This window comes from Pseudomonas sp. LSJ-87 (assembly GCF_032971465.1).
GTDB lineage: Bacteria > Pseudomonadota > Gammaproteobacteria > Pseudomonadales > Pseudomonadaceae > Aquipseudomonas > Aquipseudomonas putida_Z.
The window spans coordinates 1-22328 of record NZ_JAWJYQ010000058.1 but is presented as its reverse complement, the minus strand read 5'-3'; the positions used below and the strand labels follow the sequence as shown (position 1 = coordinate 22328).

The window sequence follows — 22328 nt, the reverse complement described above, 5'->3', positions numbered from 1 at the left end:
GGGTGAACCTGGTGGGGACGGTATTGAACAAGGCTGACGAGCAGCCTCGGACCTATTATTGAGGCACAGGATTCTGGGGCTGCTTCGCAGCCCATCGCGACACAAGGCCGCTCCTACAGGTACAGCACATTCCTTCAGCTGGTGAGGTCCCTGTGGGAGCGGGCATGCCCGCGAAGCAGGCGACGCGGTGGATGGCACCGGCTGCGCCGGTGTTCGCGGGCGCGCCCGCTCCCACAGGTATGGCGCATTCCTTCAGCTGATGGGGGCCCTGTGGGAGCGGGTTCACCCGCGAAGCAGACGACGCGGTGGATGGCACTCTGGTCCGGGCAATATGGCGAGGCCGATGTTCCGGTTGCGTGATTGCCTGAGCAAGAAAGCGGATGCAGGCAGGGCTGTGGATGCGTACAGTAGGTTGATCGCAACCTGGCAGGAGCCTGCTTATGTCCAGCGCATTCACCTTCATGCAGTCGCCCGTCGGCACCTTGACCCTGGTAGCCCGTGGCGAGTGCCTGGCAGCCGTACTCTGGGAGGAGGAGCGGGAAAACCGTGTGCGCCTTGGCGCCCTGCACCGCGATGACCAGTGCCCGGTACTGCTGGAAACCGCCCGTCAACTCGGCGAGTACTTTGCCGGCAAACGTCAGCGCTTCGAACTGGCGCTGGATTTTGCCGGCACCGAATTCCAGCGTCAGGTGTGGGCCGCGCTGTTGGCGATACCGTTCGGTGAAACCCGCAGCTACAGCGACATCGCCCGGCAGATCGGCAACCCCAGCGCGGTGCGCGCGGTAGGCGCCGCCAATGGCCGCAACCCGATCTCGATCATCGCCCCGTGCCATCGGGTGATCGGTGCTTCGGGCAGCCTCACCGGCTTTGCCGGTGGCCTGGCGGCCAAGCAGTACCTGCTGGCGCTGGAGGGCCGGCAAAGCCTGGCACTGGACCTGTAAGGCGTCAGCAGAACCAGCTGGCGGCCAGGCAGACCAGCACGGCCAACGCCGTGCCGGCCATCAGGGTGTACTGTCGATGAGCCCGGCGCGCATGGGGCTTGACTGCGCGCAGGTACTCGCCAGGTGTCGGCGCGTCGGGCCGGTGGCGCAAACCCTCGGCCACATCGGCCAGTTGCCCCTGAATCAGCAGACCCGTCAGGTAGTAGGTACAGGCATAGCTCAGCAACGCCAGGAACAGATAGATCATGCCGGGTGCGGGGCCAGGGGCACCGCCATGGCACTGGCGTTGGCGGTGTCCAGCACGATCAGCCCTTCGCTGTGGTCGTCCAGGCTGGCCAGCAAGCGCCCCTGGCTGTCCCAGGCCGCCGAGCCGCCGGCACCAATGAAGGTATCGGCCGGCCCCACGCAGTTGGCCAGCAACACCGTCATGCCCAACTCACGAGCCACCTCGGGGTAGTGCTGGTAACCCTCGCGGATGCCCTTGGCGGTTTTCGCCACGCTGACCAGGTACAGGTCGGCGCCGTGTTCCCGCGCGGCTGCCGCATGCGCCATGAACATCGATTCGTAGCAGATCGCAGGCGCTACCCGGTGCGCGCCTACCTGCAGCAACAAGGCTTGATCGCCTGGGCTGAACCAGGGCAGTTCATCATCATGCAGGCGCCGCTTGGCATAGGCCTGGCGCGGTGCACCGGGGCTGAGGATTGGCATGCCGATACGAATGCCATCAGGGGTCGGCAGTGGCAGGCCTGCGGCGACGGTGATACCAAGCCGGTCGCAGGCTGCCTGCAGCGGGTCCAGCCGCGCCGAACTGACAGGCAGGGCGGCCTGGCGCGCGAGGGTTGGCTCATAGCCGGTCAGTGACAGTTCGGGAAATACCACCAGTTCGGCGCCAAGGGCCGCGGCCTGTTCGATGCAGGCCAGGTGGCGTTCGAGGTTGGCTTGCACATCGCCCTTGAGCGACGCCAGTTGCACGGCGCACAACTTCATGAAAAACCCTTCCCTGGTACAGGTTGAAGGGCCGAGCATACTACCGGCACCAACGCCTGTACCAGTGAAGGGTTTTTCAGGATGCCGGGTGGACGGCGAAGCGCTGGCGGAACCAGTCGTTGAGCATGGCCTTTTCGGCATACAGGCGGTCGCTGCTGCTCGTGACCCGGCCCGGGCGGCTGAGGTACATCTTGTCGCTGACCCGTTCCTGCGCCTGCTGGTCGGGTTTGCCCGGTTGGCTGAGGGTGTAGCTGAGGTCGATGGTCGGCCAGGTGATTTCGCGCATGTAACGTACATCGTAGGCCTGGCTGTGCCAGGGCTCGAAACGCCCGGCCAGGTCGATGTCGCGAATGTCGATGACCAGTTGCTGGCCAGGTTGCAGATAGCGTTGGCCAAGCTTCTGCAGGTACTGGGTCAGGGTTTTCATCACATAGGCGTCGGCGCCACGCTCGTACCCGTGGCTGTCGAGGCTGGCATCGCGGAATTTTTCCGGATGGTCGAAACGTACCTCGACCTGCGCGGCCGGGGCACCTTGTGCCATGCTGTCCAGTGACAGCGCCATGAGCACGGCACACACGAGGGCGGTACGCATGATGCACCTCCGGGGCAGATTGCGTGTGCCTCCATTTTACCCCTGGCATGGCGCTACCAGCAGAGGAAGATTGTAATGGCACGGTTTCGGCGTCTGATTGCCAACCTGCGGGGGCGTGACCTGGCGGTGGGCGATATCCATGGTCACTTCCAGCGCCTGCAGCAATGCCTGGATGCGGTGGGGTTCGATCCGGCCGTGGACCGCCTGTTCAGTGTGGGGGACCTGGTCGACCGTGGCCCGGACAGCGAGGCGGCGCTGGAATGGCTGGCGCAGCCCTGGTTCCATGCCGTGCAAGGTAATCATGAGGCCCTGGCAATCACCCGCGTGCGCGGCGGGCGGCTCGATCTGGACATGTACCGCGCCGCCGGGGGTGGCTGGTTTCTTGACCTGCCGCGGGGCGAGCAGTTGCGTTTCGTGGAGCGCTTCGAGCAGCTGCCGATTGCGATAGAGGTTGAAAGTGCAGCGGGCCTGGTAGGGCTGCTGCATGCCGACAGCCCATATGCCGACTGGACGGTGTTGAGGACCTGGCTGGAACTGGAGGACGACCCGCAAGTACGGGAAGTGTGCCAATGGTCGCGGCGGCGGTTGAAGGTAGGTGATACCGAGCCCGTGCAGGGCCTGCGTGCCTTGTTGGTGGGCCACACGCCGGTACTGGAAGCCAAGCTGCTGGGCAATGTCTGGCACCTGGATACCGGGGGTTGGGCCAGTGGCCATTTCACCTTGATGGACATGCGGACCCTGCAACTGGTCAGCCCCAGGCCAGGTGAAACAACAGTGCCGCAGCCAATAGCACCAGCATGACCCCGGAGGCCCGCTCCAGCCAAGGCAGGCAGCGGGCAAAGCGCCGCAGCACCAGCGGGTTGCCGATGGCCACAGCAACCAGCAGGTCCCACAGCAGCACGATGCTGAACATCCACAGGGCACAGGTTGCTTTCCAGGCAAAGCTGGCGCTGGCGACCATGCTGACCAGGCTGGCATAGAACAGCGCATTCTTGGGGTTGAGGATGCCGGACAGGAACCCCATGCCCAATCCCCGCCACCACCCTTGGGCGGTCTGCTTGCCAGCGACTGCGCCCAGGCTGGTTTGCCCGGCATGGCGCAGGAACAGGGTGCCGATGTACAGCAGGTAGCCGGCGCCGGCCAGTTGCAGGGCGGTGAACAGCAGGCTGCCTTCCTGCAGTACCGACAGGCCGGTGAAAGCCATGGCGATGAACACGCCATTGGCCAGGGCGATACCCAGGCAGGCGCCGCTCGCGACGCGCCAGCCGGCGCTGACCGAGGTGCGTGCGACCAGGAAGAAGTCCGGGCCGGGAGAGAGCAGGGCGAGGAAGTGGGCGAGGGCGATGATCAGGAACTGTTGCATTGGGTGAGGTTGCTCTGGCGTAAAGCCTGACTCTGCCCCTCGGCGCTCATGCCGTATTGAACAATATTGCAGGCCCATTGCCGGGGCTGCTGCGCAGCCCTTTCGCGACACAAGGCCGCTCCCACATTGAACGGCGTACGCAGCACCTTGTGGGAGCGGCCTTGTGTCGCGAAAGGGGCGCACCGCGCCCCCGTGGTCTCAGAGGCTGTGCAAATCCCGATACTGCCCCGGTGTCACCCCCACATGGGCCTTGAACACCCGCTGGAAATGGCTTTGGTCGGCAAACCCGAGCCGATAGGCCACCTCCGCCAGTGCCTGCCCTTCACCCAACAATTGCCGCCCACGGTTGACCCGGGCATTGAGCAGGTAGGCATGCGGTGTAAACCCGGTGGCCGCGCGAAATGCGCGAATCAACTGGTAACGCCCAAGCCCGGCCTGCCGGGCCAGTACCGCCAGGCTCAACTGCGCCGGGTCCTGGCCTTCGATGTGCGCAATCAGCCCACTCAACGCGGTCGCCCCCAGGGCCGGTGCCGGTGCCAGCGGCGCGTGCCTGGCAAAGTCCAGGTCACCCAGAAAGGCAATCAGCGCCGCATCCTTCTCACCATTGCTGGCGTTGGAGAACAGCAGGCTGTTCAGTTCGCAGAACTGCCGATACACCTCCGGCACCTGGCAGATACGTGCCGGCTCGCCGGGCCCGGCACCCTCCAGACCTGACTCCAGGTGCAGCTGTGCCAGCCAGTCGGCATCCACATGCAGCATCTGATAGCTCCACGCCTGCCCGGGCTCGGGGTTGCAGGCATGTACCCGGCGTGCCGGGACCAGCACCAGCGTGCCGGGTGTCAGGCGTTGCTGGCCGTTGCCGGCACCGGTGAAATGACTGTGGCCGGCGTCCACCACACCGATGGAAAACGTCGGGTGGCTGTGGGGCTTGTAGCAGGCGCGGCTATGGCAGGCGCGGCGGCTTTCGACATGCGGCAGGGCCGGGTCGCGCCACAGCGCGGCATGGGAACGGGGCATCACAGGGTCCTCGGTATGTGCGGCAGCTTATCAGGCGCCGTGCACCCATACAGTTTTTTCCGCTGGCTGTAACTTGACCGCAAGGCCCGCTACCCGCCGAAATAGACGCCTGTTGCCAAAGGAAAACAATAATGGACCTCTCAAGCCTGCTGCTTTTCATCCCCGCCTGCTTCGCCCTGAACATGGCGCCGGGGCCGAACAACCTGCTGTCGCTGCACAATGCCAGCCGTTACGGCCTGCGTACGGCCTGCGTGGCCGGTGGCGGGCGTATCGTCGCCTTCAGCGGCATGATCGCCCTGGCGGCCATGGGCCTGGCAGTGGTGCTGCACACCAGCGAATACCTGTTCCTGGCCATCAAGGTGGTGGGGGCGGCGTACCTGTTCTATATCGCCTGGCAACTGTGGCGGGCACCGGTGGGCGAGGCGGTGATGGCAAGCGATCACCCACGCGGCACCTGGCGCCTGGCACGTCAGGAGTTCTGGGTGGCCGCTGGCAACCCAAAGGCAATCCTGATCTTCACCGCCTTCCTGCCGCAGTTCGTCTCGGTCGGCAGCGCCACCCCGGTGAGCGAGCAGTTCCTCTGGCTGGGAGTGTTGTTCCTGTTGCTGGAATGGGCCGCCATCGCCATCTACGCCGGCCTGGGAGCGTACCTGCAGCGCTGGTTCAGCCAGCCCGGCCCACGCCGGCTGTTCAACCGGGTCAGCGCCTCATTGCTGGGCTGCGCCGGCCTCGGGCTGCTGGCTGCGCGGCGCTAGAACTGCGTACTCGACACTTAGTCGCGGTAGAACGTCTGCACCAGGTGATAGCCGAACTTGCTCTTGATCGGCCCGTGCACCACGCGCAGGGGCTTCTTGAAGATCACCTGGTCGATGGCGCCGACCATCTGCCCGGGGCGGATTTCACCCAGGTCGCCGCCACGCTTGCCCGAAGGGCAGGTGGAGAACTTTTTTGCGAGCACGTCGAAAGCCTCGCCATTGGCGATGCGCTGCTTGAGCTTTTCGGCTTCGTCAGCGGTCTTGACCAGGATGTGGCGGGCTTGGGCTTTCATGGGGTACCTGTGCTTCGGGGGCGAAAAAGGTGGGCATTATGCCTTAACGGGTCGGGTTGAGGCCATTGTGGGAGCGGCCTTGAGTCGCGAAAGGGCTGCAAAGCAGCCCCGGGATTTCAGCAGCGAAGCATAGATTTCTGGGGCCGCTTTGCGGCCCTTTCGCGACGCAAGGCCGCTCCCACAATGACGGTGAATACCTTCATTACGGAGTGCGCAACTCCTTCCGATCCCGGAACTGCTCCAGCGCCTCGGGGTTGGCCAGGGCGTCGGTGTTCTTCACCGGCAAGCCATGCACCACATTGCGAATCGCCAACTCCACCAGCTTGCCGCTGATGGTACGCGGGATGTCATCGACCTGGACGATCACCGCCGGTACATGACGGGGCGTGGTGTACTGGCGGATCACCTGGCGGATGCGCTGGCGCAGGGCCTCATCCAGCTGCAGGCCGTCACGCAGGCGAACGAACAGCACCACCCGCACGTCGCCTTGCCAGTCCTGGCCGATGGCCACGCTTTCCAGCACCTGCTCGACCTTTTCCACCTGCCGGTAGATCTCCGCCGTGCCAATGCGCACCCCGCCGGGGTTGAGCACGGCATCGGAGCGGCCATGAATCACCAGCCCGCCGTCGGCACGCTGTTCGGCATAGTCGCCCTGGGCCCACACCCCCGGGAACTGGCTGAAGTAGGCGTCGTGGTAGCGGCTGCCGTCCGTATCCTTCCAGAACCCCAGCGGCATGGACGGGAAGTTGCGTGTGCACACCAGCTCGCCTTTTTCGCCCTGCACCGGCTGGCCATGCTCGTTCCACACTTCCACCGCCATGCCCAGGCCCTTGCACTGGATCTCGCCACGGCGCACTGGCAGGGTCGGGTTGCCCAGCACGAAACAGGAGACGATATCGGTGCCGCCGGACATCGACGCCAGGCACAGGTCGGCCTTGATCTTGCGGTACACGTAGTCGTAGCTGTGTGGCGACAGCGGCGAGCCGGTGGACAGCAGCAGGCGCAAGCGTTCCAGGCGGTGGCTTGCCGCAGGTTCGAGGCCTGCCTGCTCCAATGCCGCCAGGTACTTGGCGCTGGTACCGAAGGCCTGGATGCCCTCGGCGTCGATCAGGTCCAGCAGCCGCTCGGGGCCGGGATGGAACGGCGAGCCGTCGTACAGCACCAGTGTGGCGCCCACCGCCAGGCCGCTGGCCAGCCAGTTCCACATCATCCAGCCGCAGGTGGTGTAGTAGAACAGTACGTCATCGGCCTTCAGATCGTTGTGCAGGCCATGTTCCTTCAGGTGCTGCAACAACACGCCGCCGGCGCGGTGGACGATGCACTTGGGCACACCGGTGGTGCCGCTGGAATACAGGATGTACAGCGGGTGGTCGAAGGGCAGCGGGGTGAAGCGGGGCTCGCCGCCGGGGTGATAGAACTCTTCCCACAGGCTGACATTGGCGGCCTGGAATTCGTCGGCGCGCGTCCCGCTGCGGGTATGGGGCACCACGATCAGCCGTTGCAGCCCGGGCAGCTGCGCGCACACCTGGTTGACCTTGTCCACCTGGTCGATGGCCTTGCCGGCGTACTGGTACCCGGCGCAGGCGATCAGCAGCTTGGGCTCGATCTGGCCGAAGCGGTCGATGATGCCGTGTACGCCAAACTCGGGCGAGGAGCTGGACCACACCGCACCGAGGCTGGTGCAGGCAAGCATGGCGACCAGTGTCTGCCAGGTATTGGGCATGACCGCGGCTACCCGGTCGCCGGGGACGATGCCGGCGGCCTTGAAGGCTGTTTGCAGGCCGGCCACCTGGGCCGCCAGCTGGGCATGGGTGAACAGCTGGCGTTGGCCGTCTTCGCGCACGGCGACCAGGGCCGGGCGGTCGTCGCGGCGGCGCAGCAGGTGTTCGGCGAAGTTGAGGGTGGCGTTGCTGAACCACTGGGCATCGGGCATCTGCGGCCCTTCGCTGAGCACCTGGCTCGGCGGGGTATGCCAGTGAACGTGGAAATAGTCGGCAAGGGTTTGCCAGAAGGCAGGGCGCTGCTCGATGCTCCAGCGGTGCAGCGCCTGGTAGTCGTCGAGTTGCAGGTTGTAGCGCAGGTTGACCCGGCGGCGGAAGGCATCCATCCGGCTGGCCTCGATCTGCGCCGTGGAGGGGCGCCAGAGCACATCGTTCATGCCGAACCTCCTGTTGCCTGCAAGGGCCCCATCGCCGGCAAGCCAGCTCCCACAGGAACCTCACAGGTCTTGAGTGCAGTGACCAACCTGTGGGAGCCGGCTTGCCGGCGATGAAGGCATCATCAAGGCCAAAGGCTTGCGCGTTACTCTACTTTAGCCTTTTGCACGTCCTGCGACGCGGTCCAGACGCGGTAGCGCACTTCGACGTCCTTGGGCACATATACCACCACCGGCAGCTTGCTGTTGTAGCGCAGCATGAAGCCTTCACCGACCACTGGCACGAAGGCCTCGGTCTTCTTGCCATCGGGGCAGGCCATCAGCGTGCTGGCCGGGCCGCTGACTTTGTCCAGGCGGTAGTAGCTGTAGCCCCAGCCTTCCAGGGTACGTTCCTCCAGGCTGCCGCCCAGGCGCTGGCGATTGCAGTCCACCTTCAGGGTCTTGCCGGCGAGGATTTCCAGTTGATAGGCCGACTCATCAGCCTGGGCCGGCAGGTGGATGACCTGCCGGGTGAAGCCTTTTTCCGCCTCGGGGTAGGGCGCGACGTCCTTCAGGCTGGCTGCCATCGCAGGTGCGGCGGCAGCCAGGGTCAGGGCCAGGATCGCGGTCATCGGGGTTGGGCGCATAGGGCCTCCTTGCAGATAAACGAATGCAAGACCGTCGCCAGGCCCAGGCCGCCCGTCACTGGGCCAACCAGCCACCATCGACGTTCCAGGCGGCACCGCGAACCTGGCTACCGGCCTCGCTGCACAGGAATAGTACCAGCTCACCCAGGTGTTCGGGGGTGACGAAGGCCAACGATGGCTGTTTTTCTGCCAGCAGATCGTGCTGCGCTTGCAGCGGATCGCCACCGTTGGCAGCACGATCGTCGATCTGTTTCTGCACCAGCGGGGTCAACACCCAGCCGGGGCAGATGGCATTGCAGGTGACGTTGCTGGTGGCGGTTTCCAGGCCCACCACCTTGGTCAGGCCGACCACGCCGTGCTTGGCCGCCACATAGGCCGCCTTGCCGGCGGAGCCGACCAGGCCGTGCACCGAGGCGATGTTGATGATGCGCCCCCAGTTGCGCGCTCGCATGCCGGGCAGGGCCAGGCGCGTACCATGGAACACGGCCGACAGGTTTAGGGCGATGATCTTGTCCCAGCTTTCCAGCGGGAACTGCTCCACCGGCGCCACGTGCTGGATACCGGCGTTGTTGACCAGGATGTCGACGCCGCCGAACTCGCGCTCGGCCAGGGCGAATAGCGCTTCGATCTGGGCCACGTCCGACAGGTCGGCCGGGTGATGGACTGCCTTCACCCCGTGCCGGGCGATCTCGGCCAGCGCCGGGCCAGGGTCGCCGAAGCCGTTGAGCACGATGTTGGCGCCTGCGCGGGCCAGCACTTGGGCAATGCCCAGGCCGATGCCGCTGGTGGAACCGGTGACGAGTGCGGTCTTGCCTTTGAGGGTCATGCAAAGCTCCTTAGACGACGCCGGTGGCGTAGAACGTGGCGATGACCACGAACACCGCCAGGGTCTTGATCAGGGTAATACCGAAAATGTCCTTGTAGGCCTCGCGGTGGGTCAGCCCGGTCACGGCCAGCAGGGTGATGACCGCACCGTTGTGCGGCAGGGTGTCCATGCCCCCGCTGGCCATGGCGGCCACCCGGTGCAGCACTTCGAGCGGGATGTCGGCGGCATTGGCGGCGGCGATGAAGCTGTCGCCCATGGCCGCCAGGGCGATGCTCATGCCGCCCGAGGCAGAGCCGGTGATGCCGGCCAGCAAGGTCACGGTGATGGCTTCGTTGACCAGTGGGTTGGGGATGCCGCGCAGGGCGTCGGCCAACACCAGGAAGCCCGGCAGCGAGGCGATCACCGCACCAAAGCCGTATTCCGAGGCGGTGTTCATGGCAGCCAGCAAGGCGCCGCCCACGGCGCTTTTGGTGCCTTCGGCCAGGCGGGTGCGGATGGCGCCGAAGGCACACACCAGCACCATCAGGATGCCCACCAGCAACGCCGCCTGCACCGCCCAGATGGCCGTGAGCTTGGCCACATCGCTTTGCACCGGCGCGCTCATGCCGGGCAGTTGCAGGCTGTGGCTGGGGCCGTACCACTGCGGGATCCAGTGGGTGAACAGCAGGTTCATCACCCCCACCAGCAGCAGCGGCGACAGGGCCAGCCAGGGGTTGGGCAGCGCCAGGTCGGCTGCGGTTTCCGGTTCGTTGCGCAAATCGCTGCCATAGCCTTCACCGGCGCGCTGGGCCTTGTTGCGCTGGCGCTGCAGGTAGGCCATGCCGGTGCAGAACACGAACAGCGTGCCGATCAGGCCCAGCCAGGGTGCGGCCCAGGCGGTGGTGTTGAAGAAGGTGCTGGGGATGATGTTCTGGATCTGCGGGGTGCCGGGCAGGGCATCCATGGTGAACGAGAACGCGCCCAGGGCGATGGTTGCCGGGATCAGGCGCTTGGGGATATTGCTCTGGCGGAACATCTCGGCGGCGAACGGGTACACCGCGAACACCACCACGAACAGCGACACGCCACCGTAGGTGAGCAGGGCGCAGACCAGCACGATCACCAGCATCGCCTGGCGGGTGCCGAGCACGCGGATGGCGGCGGCGACGATCGAGCGCGAGAAGCCGGACAGCTCGATCAGCTTGCCGAACACGGCGCCCAGCAGGAACACCGGAAAGTAGAGCTTGATGAAGCCGACCATTTTCTCCATGAACACCCCGGTGAATGCGGGGGCCACGGCGGACGGGTCAGTGAGCAGTACCGCCCCGAGGGCGGCGATGGGGGCGAAGAGGATTACGCTGTAACCGCGGTAGGCAGCCAGCATCAGCAGGGCCAGAGCGGCTAGGGCGATGAGCACGGTCATCGGGGTGGGTCTCCTGGGTGAGTCTTGTTTTTATCGGTGAGCAGGAGATAGCGGGAATCGTGCCAGATCTGTAAGTTGATGATTTTAAATGATTAATTTTGTTTTTCTAAATATCTTGTCTACATTTTGAGACTGTAGGGGCTGCTTTGCAGCCCATCGCCGGCAAGCCAGCTCCCACAGGGTTATCCAAAAGTTCTGAAAGCGGTGCAATACCTTGTGGGAGCTGGCTTGCCGGCGATCGAGGGCGAAGCCCTCGCAACAATCTCAAATCAGAAACATAAGTCTCAAGTTAGAGACGAAATACCTAGCGCTACCATCTTCTTGTACAAGGTCGACCGCCCCAACCCCAATGCCTGCGCGGCCTGCGGCACATTTCCCGCATACTCGGCCAATGCCCCAACAATCAGCTCACGATCAAAATTTTCACACGCCTCACGGTAAGTCTGGCGCGCAGGCGCAGCCGCCACGGGGCTCAACGGCCCCAATGCCGCCCGTAGATCCGCCACCCCCAACCGCGGCTGATCCGCCAGCAGCGTGGCCCGCTCCAGCACATTGCGCAGCTCGCGAATGTTCCCCGGCCAAGCATGCCGCGCCAATAGCTGCTGCGCTTCGGCCTCGAGCTCATACTGGCTGCCCAGTTCCCCCAGGATGGCCTCGCACAGCGCCGGCAGGTCCTCCAGCCGTTGCCGCAGTGGCGGCACCTCGATCGGCAGCACATTCAGCCGGTAATACAGGTCGGCGCGGAATGCCCCGCGGGCGATGGCGGCCTGCAGGTCGATGGAGGTGGCGGCAATGATGCGCACATCACTGCGCAGCATCTGGTTCGAGCCTACCGGCTCGTACTCCTTCTCCTGCAACACCCGCAGCAGCTTGCTCTGCAGGGCCAGCGGCATGTCGCCGATCTCGTCGAGGAACAGCGTGCCGCCTTCGGCCAGTTGCAGCTTGCCGCTGCGGCCCTTGCGATCGGCGCCGGTAAAGGCGCCGGGGGCGGTGCCGAAGAATTCGGCTTCCAGCAGCGTCTCGGGGATGGCCGCACTGTTGATGCTGACAAACGCCTTGTGCGCCCGCGCCGACGCCGCATGGATGGCATGGGCCAGCAGTTCCTTGCCGGTGCCGGTTTCGCCCAGCAGCAGCACCGGCGAGTCACTGCTTGCGCCACGCCGGGCGCGCCGCTTGGCCTCCAGGCTGGCGGCGCTGCTGCCAACGAACTGGGCGAAGCTGTACTTGGCCTGGCGGGCGCGTAATTGCGAGCGGGTCGAGGCCAGCTCCTGCTGCATGCTGGAGTAGCGTTTGAGCAGTGGCGACAGGCTGCGCAACTCATCGAACAGGGCGAAGCCGATGGCGCCGATCAGCGCGCCCTGGTCGTCGTGGATGGGCAGGCGCATTACCACCAGCGGCTCGTTAGGGGTGTCGAGCATGTCCAGCAGGATTGGCCGGCCATTGCTCACTACTTCGCGCATCAGACTGCCCGGGATCACCGCCTCGCATGGCTGGCCGATGGCGCTGGCGGCGTCGGCCAGGCCAAAGCGCCGGGCGTAGCGCTCGTTCATCCAGACGATGCGCGCCTGGCGGTCGACGATTACCGTGCCCTCGCTGGACTGCTCGATGATCTCGAACAACGAGCGGATCGCCAGTTGCCGTACCTGGGGGTAGTCCTTGAGGCTGTCGCTGTCGTGCATGGGTAGAAATCCTGAAATCTGTAAAAGCAGGCCGGCCTCTTCGCGGGTAAACCCGCTCCCACAGGTACCCCACAGTCCTCAAGGTTTGTGGTGACCCTGTGGGAGCGGGTTTACCCGCGAAGAGGCCAGACCTGAAAACCTATCCCCTGGGGTCGAACGCCTCGCGCAAGGCATCCCCGATAAACACCAGCAGCGACAGGATCACCGCCAGCGCAAAGAACGCGGTAAAGCCCAGCCACGGCGCCTCCAGGTGCTGTTTGCCCTGGGTCACCAGCTCTCCCAGCGAAGCACTCCCGGCCGGCATGCCGAAACCAAGAAAATCCAGCGCAGTCAGGGTGGTGATCGCCCCGGTCAGCATGAACGGCACATAGGTCAGCGTTGCGTTCATGGCATTGGGCAGGATGTGCCGCAGCATCACCTGGCTGTCTGGCAACCCCAGCGCCCTTGCGGCCTTCACGTACTCCAGGTTGCGACCGCGCAGGAACTCGGCGCGCACCACATCGACCAGGGTCAGCCAGGAGAACAGCGCCATGATCCCCAGCAGCCACCAGAAGTCCGGCTCGACGAACCCGCTGAGGATGATCAGCAGGTACAGCACCGGCAACCCCGACCACACCTCCAGCAGGCGCTGGCCGACCAGGTCGACCCAGCCGCCGTGGTAGCCCTGCAAAGCACCGGCCGCTACCCCGATCAGCACGCTGACCACGGTCAGGGCGAAGGCGAACAGCAAGGATACCCGGGTGCCATACAGCACCCGGGCCAGCACGTCGCGGCCCTGGTCGTCGGTACCCAGCCAGTTGCTCGCGCTCGGCGGGCTGGGGGTGGGCACCTGCAGGTCGTAGTTGGGGGTATCGGCGCTGAACGGGATGGGGGCGAACAGCATCCAGCCACCTTGCTGCTCGATAAGCTGGCGTACATAGGCGCTGCGGTAGTCTGGCTGGAACGGCAGCTGGCCGCCGAACTGCTGCTCGGTGTAGCGCTTTAGCGCCGGCACGTACAGGTCGCCCTTGTAGCCCAGCAGCAGCGGTTTGTCGTTGGCCACCAGCTCGGCACACAGGCTCAGCAGCAGAAGGGCGGCGAACAGCCACAGCGAAACCCAGCCGAGGCGATTGCGGCGAAAGCGTTGCAGGCGACGACGCGAGATCGGTGAAAGCATCAGCGCGCCCTCGTGTCGAAGTCGATACGCGGGTCGAGCAGGGTGTACGACAGGTCACCGATCAGGCGGATCAGCAGGCCCGCCAGGGTGAAGATGAACAGCGTGCCGAACACCACCGGGTAATCCCGCGACACGGCCGCCTCGTAACTCATGCGGCCCAGGCCATCGAGCGAGAAGATCACCTCGATCAGCAACGAGCCGGCGAAGAACACCGTGATCAACGCCTGCGGCAACCCGGCCACCACCAGCAGCATGGCATTGCGCAGCACGTGGCCATACAGCACCCGGCGCTCGCTCAGGCCCTTGGCGCGGGCGGTAACCACGTATTGCCGGGAAATCTCGTCGAGGAAGGCGTTTTTGGTCAGCAGCGTCAGGGTGGCGAAGCCGCCGATCACCAGGGCGCCGACCGGCAGCACCAGGTGCCAGAAGTAGTCAGCGACCTTGCCCAGCAGGCTGAGCTCGTCGAAGTTGTCCGAGACCAGGCCGCGCACCGGGAACCAGCTGAGCGAGGTGCCGCCGGCGAACAGCACGACCAGCAACAGGGCGAACAGGAACGAGGGCAGGGCATAGCCGACCACGATCAGTGCACTGCTCCAGGCATCGAAGCGGCTGCCGTGGCGCACTGCCTTGCGGATGCCCAGCGGGATCGACACCAGGTAGGTGATCAGCGTGGCCCAGAAGCCCAGCGACAAGGTGACCGGCAACTTGTCGAGGATCAGGTCGGTGACCTTGGCGCCGCGGAAGAAGCTGTTGCCGAAGTCCAGCCGGGCGTACTGGCCCAGCATCAACCACAGGCGCTCAGGGGCGGACTTGTCGAAGCCGTACTGGCGCTTGATCTCCTCGATCAGTTTCGGGTCCAGGCCACGGGTGGCCCGTGACTCGCCGTGCACCACCTCGGCCCGGGCACCGGGAGCGCCGCCGCCGATGCCCTGCAGGCGTGCCACCGCCTGCTCCACCGGGCCACCCGGCGCGGCCTGGACAATGGCAAAGTTGACCAGCAGGATCGCCAGCAGGGTCGGGATGATCAGCAACAGGCGGCGCAGGATGTAGGTGGTCATGGCGAGGATTTCCGGCGCTCGGCCATTTGCGCGTTGGTCAGCGCGGTGGGGCTGACTTCCCACCAGGTGTCCAGGCCTTCGTCATAGGCAGCCTGGACCTTGGGCAGGCCGAAGCGGTTCCACCAGGCAGTGGAACTGCCCGGTGGGTAGTAGTTGGGGATCCAGTAGTAGTTCCATTGCAGCACCCGGTCCAGGGCATGGGCGTGGTGCAGCATGTCGGCCTGGGTGTCGGCGCGCACCAGGCCGTCGATCAGGCGGTCCACGGCAGGGTCCTGCAGCACCATCAGGTTGTTCGACCCAGGGTCGTGGGCCGCTGCCGAGCCAAAATAGTTGTACAGCTCGGCGCCGGGCGACAGGGTGACCGGGTAGCCGGTGACGATCATGTCGTAGTCACGCGCCATCAGGCGGTTGACGTACTGGGCCGAATCGACGTTGCGGATGTCCAGGGTCACGCCAATCTGGGCCAGGTTGCGCTTCCACGGCAGCAGCAGGCGCTCCATGCCCGCCTGGCCGTTGAGGAAGGTGAACGCCAGCGGCGTGCCCTGGCTGTTCACCAGGCGGTCGCCTTCGGGGCGCCAGCCGGCTTGTTCGAGCAGCGCCAGTGCCTGCAGCTGCTGCTTGCGGATGATCCCCGAACCATCGGTGACCGGGGCGGTGAACACGGTGCTGAAGACTTCGTCCGGCACCTTGCCGCGCAACGGTTCGAGCAGTTTCAACTCGCCGGCATCCGGCAGTTGGCGGGCGGCCAGCGGGGTATTGGAGAACACGCTCTGCTGGCGGATGTACATGTTGCGCATCATCTGCCGGTTGCTCCACTCGTAGTCCCACAGCATGCCCAGCGCCTGGCGCACGCGACGGTCCTTGAACTGCGGCCGGTCGAGGTTGAACACGAAGCCTTGGGCTACCTGCGGTTTGGCCGGGCCCAGGTGGGCGCGCTGCAGGCGGCCGTCGTCCAGTTGCGCGCCGTTGTAGCCCAGGGTGTAGGCGGTGGCGGAGAATTCGCGGTTGTAGTCGTAGCCGCCGCCTTTGAGCACCTGCCGCGCCACTTCGGTATCACCGAAGTACTCGATGCGCAGCTTGTCGAAATTGTAGCGGCCACGGCTGACCGGCAGATCGCGCGCCCACCAGTTGGCGTCGCGCTCGAAGGTGATGCTGCGGCCGTTGTCGATGCGCCCGATACGGTACGGCCCGCTGCCGACCGGCTTGTCGAAGCCGGCGCCGTTGGCGAAATCGCGCTGCTGCCAGTCGTGTTCGGGCAGTACCGGCAGGCTGGCGAGGTCCAGCGGCAGGGTGCGGCCGTGGTCGGGCTTGAAGTCGAAGCGCACGCTGTGCGGGTTTTCCACGATGACGCCGGCAACATCGGCGAACTGGGTGCGGTACTTGAGGCTGCCCTTGCTCATCAGCAGCTCGAAGGTAAAGCGTACGTCCTCGGCGCGCACCGGCTTGCCATCGGCGAAGGTGGCGCGTGGGTCGATCTCGAAACGCAGCCAGGCATCCTCCGGGCCGCGCTCCATGCGCCGGGCGATCAGGCCGTAGACAGTGTAGGGTTCATCGAACGAGCGCACGGCAAGTGGCGCGTACAGCAGGCCATCGACCTCGCTGACACCTATGCCTTTGTCGATGTACGGCAGGATATGGTCGAACTGGCCGATCTCGATGGCCGAGCGGCGCAGGATGCCGCCTTTGGGGGCCTCGGGGTTGACGTAGTTGAAATGCTGGAAGCCGGCGTTGTAGCGGGGGGCTTCGCCGTAGACGGTGAGGGCGTGGGTAGAGGCGGCGTGGGCCATCAAGCTCATGCACGCAAACACAAGCCCCCAAAGTACTTGTGGGAGCGGGCGTGCCCGCGAATGCGTCAGATCAGACAATGAGATTGCCTGGTCTGGCCTATTCGCGGGCATGCCCGCTCCCACAGGGGATTTCATCGGCTGCGAGGACTTAGTCCTGGCGGCTGGTCACTTCCAGCAGGTGGTAGCCGAACTGGGTCTTCACCGGGCCTTGCACGGTATTGACCGGGGCGCTGAACACCACGGTGTCGAACTCCTTGACCATCTGGCCCGGGCCGAACGAGCCCAGGTCACCGCCCTGGCGGCTGGACGGGCAGGTGGAGTTGGCTTTGGCGATTTCAGCGAAGTCGGCGCCTGCTTCGATCTGGGCTTTCAGTTCGTTGCATTTCTCTTCGCTGCTGACCAGGATGTGGCGGGCGGTTGCACGGGCCATGGGTACTGCTCCTTGGGGTAAAAAAGGCAAGCCTAGCGCACTTGTCCGGGGTATGTCTCGCCAGGCTTGCAACCCGCTGCCTAGAGTTTTTGTGCCGCCTCGCGCAACAGGGTTTCGGTCGAGGCCCAGCCCAGGCAACCGTCGGTGATCGACACGCCGTATTTCAGCGCGCCCTTGCCCAGCGCCTGGCAGCCGTCGAACAGGTGCCCTTCGATCATCACGCCGACGATCGAACGGTCGCCGGCCAGGCGCTGCTCCAGCACATCGTTGAAAACCGCCGGCTGACGCGCCGGGTCCTTGCCGCTGTTGGCATGGCTGCAATCGACCATGATCCGCGCCTGCAGCCCGGCCTTGGCCAGCGCCTGGCGGGCCATGGCGATGCTGTTGGCGTCAAAGTTCGGGCCCTTGTGGCCGCCGCGCAGCACCAGGTGGGTGTCCGCGTTGCCCAAGGTCTCGATGATGGCCGGGTAGCCCTGCGCATCCATGCCGAAGTGGCGGTGCGGGTGGGCGGCGCTGCGCATGGCGTCGCTGGCGATGGCGATGCCGCCGTCGGTGCCGTTCTTGAAGCCGACCGGCAGCTCCAGGCCACTGACCATTTCGCGGTGGATCTGCGACTCGGTGGTGCGCGCGCCAATCGCGGCCCAGGCCAGAAGGTCATCGAAGTAGCCGGCGGCCATTGGCTGCAGCAGTTCGGTGGCAACCGGCAGGCCGCGTTCGATCATGTTCAGCATCAGCCCGCGGGACAGGGCGATGCCGGCGTGCATGTCGTCGCTGCCATCGAGGTGCGGGTCGTAGGCCAGGCCTTTCCAGCCGACCGTGGTGCGGGGTTTTTCGACGTAGGCGCGCATCACCAGCAGCAGCTTGTCGTCGACTTCGCGGCTGAGGGCGGCCAGGCGGTCGGCGTATTCCAGGGCCGAGCGCGGGTCGTGGATCGAGCACGGGCCAACGATCACCAGCAGGCGCTGGTCGCGGCCTTCGAGGATGTCGCGGATGGCCTGGCGGTGGGCATGGACTTGCTGGGTAAGTTCGCTGGACAGCGGCATTTGCTGTTTGAGCAGGTGCGGGCTGGGCAGGCGCTGGCTGACGGTGGTGTTGGCCGCTTGCGGCTGGGTCAGGGCGAGGCTGGAAGATTGCATGGCGTTTTTTCCCTGGGCGGACGGCGGGTTCTGGCCCGCGTGGTCGGCCCTATCGAGGTGTTCGACAGATCGTTGAATTCGTATTGGCTGCTGCATTGCCACCTGTGGAAGACCGAACGGAGGCGGCAGGCTGGCCCGAACGGGATTGGCTAAATCGCCAGGCGTAGGTGTTTGCGTAGTAATAAGTGGCGTAGTTCATGAATCTGTCCTCAATGTGAATCGGTGTTGTTCAAAGGCCTGAAAAGCAAAACCCCCGGTCGGGGAGCCGACCGGGGGTTTGAGTATTCTCATGTTCGGCGGCCCCTCGAAGGTGGGCGCCGTGTGGGTATCGGCGCCTAGTGGCTAAACCAATACCCAAAGTAATAGCTGGCAGGTGCCACGCAGCCGGCAACGGCCAGCACAGGGCGCAGGCTGCGACCGGTGTGGTTGGCGTGGTTGCGGGTGTGTTTCGGCATGTTGCTCTCCAGTGAATGAGCCCGAGCTTACTTCAGTTCGGCCGGGCCATTCAATGGATAAATGCTATGGGGGTGATCAATTGTTTTTGTACCGCACGGTTCAATGGCCATAGCGCCCGACCAGGCTCTGCGCCCCTAGCGCGTGACCTTGCAGTAGTTGCAGCAGGCCGCTGCGGTCCAGGCCTTCGGGCAGGGTGCCCAATGGCAGGTCGGTGGCGATCAGCGTCAGTGCGTAGTGGTGCGGGTTGTCGCCGGCGGGTGGGCAGGGGCCGCGGTAGCTGAGCGTGCCCCGCGAGTTGCGCCCCACGGTCACGCCTTGCCCGGTCAGCCCGGCGACGCCTTCCTTCAGCCCATCCTGGGCCGGGTCGATGTTGTAGGCGATCCAGTGGACCACGCCAATGCCCTTGCCGCCGTCCGGGTCGAACATGATGAGGGCCAGCGACTGGGTGCCTGCGGGGAGGTTGTCCCAGCTCAGTTGCGGGGTGCGCTCTTCGCCGGCACCACAGGCCGGGTCCGGGCCAACCTGTTGCAAGGCGATCACGCCGCCATCGGTGAACGACGAAGAGCTGATCGACAGTGCGCCCTGGCCGCCAGCGACGGCCAGGGCGCTGCACGGCAGCAGGGCGGCGAGCAGCCAGGGTTTGAGGTTCATGGTGAATCCTTGGCAGGGCGTTCCGGCGCAGTGTAGCCCAGGCCGGCCTCAATGGCTGTCCTGGTCCTCGGCGGTGCCACCCGAGTGCCCGGCGCCGGAGCCGGTGGCTTCGCCGGTGCTGTTGGAGCCACCAGCGGCGCCGTCGGCGGCATCGCTGTTGCTGCCGGTGTCGCTGCTGTCGTTGGCTTTGCTGCTGCCTGGGCTGTTGACGCTGCTGTCTTCACCGGCAGTCTTGCCACCGTACTGGTCGGTTTGCGGGCGGCTGTCGGTGTCTGTGTCGGTGGCGGCGAAGCTGGTGCCAGTGACGCTGGCCAGGGCAAGGGCAAGGCACAGTGAGAGTGGGCGAATGCGGATCATGGAACGTCTCCTTTGCGGATGATCTGTCATTCGTTGGGCTGGGGGCGGGGAGTGGGGTGCCGTCTGGGCGACGGATGGTCATTGTTGCGGGCTACCGTGCAGCCCGCTCGGTTGCAAAGGGGCCGCGCAGGCCCCGAGGAAGGCGATCAGCGGCAGTTGCCCGCCTTGCGATAACCCGCTGCCTGCGCCTCACCCTCTGTGGCGAAGGTGACCTGGTTCTTCGCGGTAACCTGGGTATAGCCCGGGCAGCCGACGGAAAGGTGATAGACGTGGCTGTTGCGGTTGCCAAGCACCGCCCCCACCGACCCGGCACTGGCCAGGCTCGGCTTGGCCTCTGGCTTGGCAGCCTTCGCCGGCACCGCTTGTACCACGCCACTGCCGACTGGCTTGTAGTTGGCGGTCCATTTGCGTTCCCCGGTCACGAAGGGGTTGGCATGCCCCATGATCGCGGCAATGCGCCGGTCACGCTCTTTCTCCCAGGCCGACACCGGGTGCTGTTTGTCCCAGGCCATCAGCAACTGCTGCTGTTGGCGCGACATGCTCAGCTTGTAACGGTCGTACATGTAGAAGGTGGTGCGGGCGACCAGGCCTTTCACTTCGTCACGCGGTTCGGCAGCACGCTGCACGAAGTCGACCTTGGTGGAGCACTGCCCGTATTGCCCTGCATTGCCAGCAACCATGCCGTAGTTGAAATTGCTGCGGTCGCCGTTGACCTCGCCCACTGCCGGGTACAGGTTGAACAGGTCGGCCTCCATGGCGCGGAACACCGGGTCGTCATCCACGCAATGCTCGCGGCCACCGTTCTTCCAGCACTGACGCTGGTTGCCGAAGGTGTAGGCCGGCACGATGTGCTCCCATTCGGTGCGTTCGGCGCGGTTCTGCTGCTTGCGGGTCTGGTAGCCGCAAGAGGCGGCATCGATACGCCCGCCAGACTTGCCCACCCAGGCCCATTTGCAACCGCAGTACAGGTCGCCCATGGCACTGCTGGCCTGGTCCATGTACACCTTCTGCTTGGCCACCACCTTGGCTTCGGTGAAGGTCGCCGGTGGGCTGGCAAGGGCGGGCAGGGTAAAGGAAAACAGTAAGGATACGGCGTAAAGCAGTGATTTCATGGGGAAAACATATTTCAGGTTGGGGCATGCATTGTAATCATTTCCTTGGGGCAGGCCAGCTCGCTGATCCACACCAGTGGGCGGCGCGGGTCGTCGCTGCCCATGCTGCTGAACGTGGCCGAGTCGAGCATGGCCTTGAGTTGGGTGGCCATGCGCAGCAGGCGCTCGATGAAGCCGGTGCCGACGGCGCCGGTGTCCTCCAGGGAAACACCGCTCTGGTTGTGCTGGATTGCCAGGTGGTAGTGGCTGACCCCGGCACCGTTGCCACTGCCGCCCAGCACCACGGTGAAGCGCGGGCCGAGCAGCCCGGCCAGGCGCTGCTGGACCAGGTCGAGTAGCGCGACCGGGACTTCGTCGGGGCGCAGTGAAGTGGGGAAGCATGGTGTGAAGGGAGGCATGGGCATGTCCTGCTGGGCGGGGTACGAGTCCTGGCCAGCTTAAGCAAGGTCACTGTCAACTTGGGTTAAGCAGGGGTAAAAGCGGGTAATGCTCAACGCCAGCGCGTTACGGCATCAGGCATCAGAAGGTCTGCCCCAGCGAGAACTGGAAGATCTGGGTTTCTGCCCCATCCGGCTTCTTCAGCGGTGCCGCCAGGCTGAAACTCAACGGCCCCATTGGGCTGTACCAGGTCACGCCAACCCCCAGCGACACGGCCACCTGTGCCAGGTCCACGCTGCCGCAGCCCTGGGTGGTCGACAGGTAGCAGGTGTCGGCGTACACGTTGCCGGCATCGACGAACACCGAGCTGCGCAGCTGGCTCTGGTCCTTCACGAACGGCAACGGGAAGATGTATTCGGCGCCGCCGGCAATCAGGATGTTGCCGCCCAGCACGTCGGTGTCACGGTCGGAGTAATAGGCCTGCCCGGCGCTGGCGTAGGTGCCGGTGGCCGGGGTATTGCGCGGGCCGAGGCTGCCGTCCTTGAACCCGCGCACCGAACCCAGCCCACCTGCGGTGTAGCTTTCATAGAACGGCAGCCCGTCGGTGGAGCCATAGCCGTTGCCGTAGCCCAGGCTGGTATGCAGGCGCAGCGAGGTGTTGCTGGTTAGCGGCAGGTAGGTCTGGCCGCTGTAGTCCAGCTTGTAGAACGACAGGTCGCTGCCAGGGGTGGTGGCCATCAGCGTCAGGCTCTGCGAGTGGCCGCGAGTAGCCAGCACGCCTTTGTTCAAGGTCGATTCCGACCAGCCGATCGAGGCCTTGAGGTTGTTGAAACTCTTGCCTTCGCGGGCGATGAAGTCGTAGATCTCGTCGGCGCTGTAGGTGCCGGGCGAGATGTTGTCGTGCTGCAGGGTCAGGCCATAGGTCAGGCGCGAGGTTTCGTTGATCGGGTAGCCAAAGCTGACCCCGGCACCGTAGCTGTCGATCGCGTAATACGAAACGCCGTCGTCGTAGTAATCGCTGTAGTCGGTGCTGTTGTAGAACAGGTTGTAGCCCAGGCTGACGCCATCGGCGGTGAAGTAGGGGTCGGTGAAGCCGAAGTTGTACTTGGTCTGGTACTCACTGCGGGTCAGGCCGATGGACACCTTGTTACCGGTACCGAGGAAGTTGCTC

24 protein-coding genes are annotated in these 22328 nt (G+C 65.0%); 3 read left to right on the top strand and 21 right to left on the bottom strand.

Going from position 1 to position 22328, the window contains the following annotated elements; all coding sequences use genetic code 11:
* Positions 1 to 440: 440 nt before the first annotated feature.
* Positions 441 to 941, top strand: coding sequence for a methylated-DNA--[protein]-cysteine S-methyltransferase (locus RYH74_RS24215; RefSeq protein WP_025339247.1), 501 nt, complete (start codon positions 441 to 443; stop codon positions 939 to 941).
* A 4-nt stretch (positions 942 to 945) separates the two neighbouring features.
* Here RYH74_RS24215 and RYH74_RS24210 read toward each other — a convergent pair whose 3' ends face one another.
* From RYH74_RS24210 to RYH74_RS24200, 3 genes are all read right to left on the bottom strand, one after another.
* The gene (locus RYH74_RS24210) at positions 946 to 1188 is read right to left on the bottom strand and encodes a hypothetical protein (RefSeq protein ID WP_025339246.1); all 243 of its coding nucleotides are present in this window, start codon (positions 1186 to 1188) and stop codon (positions 946 to 948) included.
* Entirely contained in the window at positions 1185 to 1928 is a 744-nt protein-coding gene (locus RYH74_RS24205; protein WP_317410378.1) for a carbon-nitrogen hydrolase family protein, read from the bottom strand. Before RYH74_RS24205 ends, RYH74_RS24210 begins: the two co-directional genes overlap by 4 nt.
* A gap of 76 nt (positions 1929 to 2004) precedes the next feature.
* On the bottom strand, positions 2005 to 2520 hold the full coding sequence (locus tag RYH74_RS24200) for a DUF3016 domain-containing protein (RefSeq protein WP_317410376.1): 516 nt from the start codon (positions 2518 to 2520) through the stop codon (positions 2005 to 2007).
* A gap of 75 nt (positions 2521 to 2595) precedes the next feature.
* On the opposite strand from RYH74_RS24200, the gene RYH74_RS24195 reads away from it, so the two are divergent.
* A complete protein-coding gene (locus RYH74_RS24195; protein ID WP_317410374.1) occupies positions 2596 to 3321 on the top strand; it encodes a metallophosphoesterase in 726 nt (241 codons plus the stop codon).
* Here RYH74_RS24195 and RYH74_RS24190 read toward each other — a convergent pair.
* Both RYH74_RS24190 and RYH74_RS24185 read right to left on the bottom strand, forming a co-directional pair.
* Positions 3269 to 3883 carry a LysE family translocator gene (locus RYH74_RS24190; RefSeq protein ID WP_137164050.1) on the bottom strand — a complete coding sequence of 205 codons (615 nt, stop codon included), beginning with the start codon at positions 3881 to 3883 and terminating at the stop codon, positions 3269 to 3271. The genes RYH74_RS24195 and RYH74_RS24190 overlap by 53 nt on opposite strands.
* A 198-nt stretch (positions 3884 to 4081) precedes the next feature.
* Positions 4082 to 4900, bottom strand: a complete 819-nt coding sequence (locus RYH74_RS24185; protein WP_317410373.1) for an AraC family transcriptional regulator — start codon at positions 4898 to 4900, stop codon at positions 4082 to 4084.
* A 131-nt stretch (positions 4901 to 5031) separates the two neighbouring features.
* Here RYH74_RS24185 and RYH74_RS24180 point away from each other — a divergent pair, with 131 nt between their 5' ends.
* Positions 5032 to 5655 (top strand): LysE family translocator, encoded by a 624-nt coding sequence (locus tag RYH74_RS24180; RefSeq protein ID WP_075045292.1) that lies wholly within the window; start codon positions 5032 to 5034, stop codon positions 5653 to 5655.
* Positions 5656 to 5672: 17 nt separating this feature from the next.
* Here the strand turns inward: RYH74_RS24180 and RYH74_RS24175 are convergent, their stop codons facing one another.
* The 16 genes from RYH74_RS24175 to bamA all read right to left on the bottom strand — a co-directional run.
* The gene (locus RYH74_RS24175) at positions 5673 to 5948 is read right to left on the bottom strand and encodes a peptidylprolyl isomerase (protein WP_013972552.1); all 276 of its coding nucleotides are present in this window, start codon (positions 5946 to 5948) and stop codon (positions 5673 to 5675) included.
* A gap of 202 nt (positions 5949 to 6150) precedes the next feature.
* A complete protein-coding gene (locus RYH74_RS24170) occupies positions 6151 to 8106 on the bottom strand; it encodes an acetoacetate--CoA ligase (protein ID WP_317410370.1) in 1956 nt (651 codons plus the stop codon).
* 143 nt (positions 8107 to 8249) lie between these two features.
* Positions 8250 to 8729 (bottom strand): serine protease inhibitor ecotin, encoded by a 480-nt coding sequence (gene eco, locus RYH74_RS24165; RefSeq protein WP_015270251.1) that lies wholly within the window; start codon positions 8727 to 8729, stop codon positions 8250 to 8252.
* A 55-nt stretch (positions 8730 to 8784) separates the two neighbouring features.
* Positions 8785 to 9555 carry a 3-hydroxybutyrate dehydrogenase gene (hbdH, locus tag RYH74_RS24160; RefSeq protein WP_317410369.1) on the bottom strand — a complete coding sequence of 257 codons (771 nt, stop codon included), beginning with the start codon at positions 9553 to 9555 and terminating at the stop codon, positions 8785 to 8787.
* A gap of 10 nt (positions 9556 to 9565) precedes the next feature.
* On the bottom strand, positions 9566 to 10957 hold the full coding sequence (locus RYH74_RS24155; RefSeq protein ID WP_317410368.1) for a GntP family permease: 1392 nt from the start codon (positions 10955 to 10957) through the stop codon (positions 9566 to 9568).
* Between the two features lie 284 nt (positions 10958 to 11241).
* Positions 11242 to 12636 (bottom strand): sigma-54 interaction domain-containing protein, encoded by a 1395-nt coding sequence (locus RYH74_RS24150; protein WP_317410366.1) that lies wholly within the window; start codon positions 12634 to 12636, stop codon positions 11242 to 11244.
* A gap of 139 nt (positions 12637 to 12775) precedes the next feature.
* Positions 12776 to 13792, bottom strand: a complete 1017-nt coding sequence (locus tag RYH74_RS24145) for an ABC transporter permease (RefSeq protein WP_025339234.1) — start codon at positions 13790 to 13792, stop codon at positions 12776 to 12778.
* Positions 13792 to 14850, bottom strand: coding sequence for a microcin C ABC transporter permease YejB (locus tag RYH74_RS24140; protein ID WP_317410364.1), 1059 nt, complete (start codon positions 14848 to 14850; stop codon positions 13792 to 13794). The genes RYH74_RS24145 and RYH74_RS24140 overlap by 1 nt, the downstream gene beginning before the upstream one ends.
* Positions 14847 to 16772: an extracellular solute-binding protein gene (locus RYH74_RS24135; protein ID WP_317410362.1), complete on the bottom strand. Its 1926-nt coding sequence runs from the start codon at positions 16770 to 16772 to the stop codon at positions 14847 to 14849. Before RYH74_RS24135 ends, RYH74_RS24140 begins: the two co-directional genes overlap by 4 nt.
* 13 nt (positions 16773 to 16785) lie before the next feature.
* Complete coding sequence (locus tag RYH74_RS24130; RefSeq protein WP_003258780.1) at positions 16786 to 17067, bottom strand: peptidylprolyl isomerase; 282 nt, start codon at positions 17065 to 17067, stop codon at positions 16786 to 16788.
* A gap of 80 nt (positions 17068 to 17147) precedes the next feature.
* Positions 17148 to 18203 (bottom strand): 3-deoxy-7-phosphoheptulonate synthase, encoded by a 1056-nt coding sequence (locus RYH74_RS24125; RefSeq protein ID WP_317410360.1) that lies wholly within the window; start codon positions 18201 to 18203, stop codon positions 17148 to 17150.
* Positions 18204 to 18758: 555 nt separating this feature from the next.
* On the bottom strand, positions 18759 to 19310 hold the full coding sequence (locus RYH74_RS24120) for a YbhB/YbcL family Raf kinase inhibitor-like protein (RefSeq protein ID WP_025339230.1): 552 nt from the start codon (positions 19308 to 19310) through the stop codon (positions 18759 to 18761).
* A gap of 48 nt (positions 19311 to 19358) precedes the next feature.
* On the bottom strand, positions 19359 to 19667 hold the full coding sequence (locus tag RYH74_RS24115) for a hypothetical protein (RefSeq protein WP_075045285.1): 309 nt from the start codon (positions 19665 to 19667) through the stop codon (positions 19359 to 19361).
* 146 nt (positions 19668 to 19813) lie between these two features.
* Complete coding sequence (locus RYH74_RS24110; RefSeq protein ID WP_085616401.1) at positions 19814 to 20779, bottom strand: endonuclease; 966 nt, start codon at positions 20777 to 20779, stop codon at positions 19814 to 19816.
* A 14-nt stretch (positions 20780 to 20793) separates the two neighbouring features.
* Positions 20794 to 21177, bottom strand: a complete 384-nt coding sequence (locus RYH74_RS24105) for a hypothetical protein (protein ID WP_075045283.1) — start codon at positions 21175 to 21177, stop codon at positions 20794 to 20796.
* Between the two features lie 121 nt (positions 21178 to 21298).
* Positions 21299 to 22328 (bottom strand): outer membrane protein assembly factor BamA (gene bamA / locus RYH74_RS24100; protein WP_317410359.1); only part of this gene is annotated, 1030 nt, incomplete at its 5' end.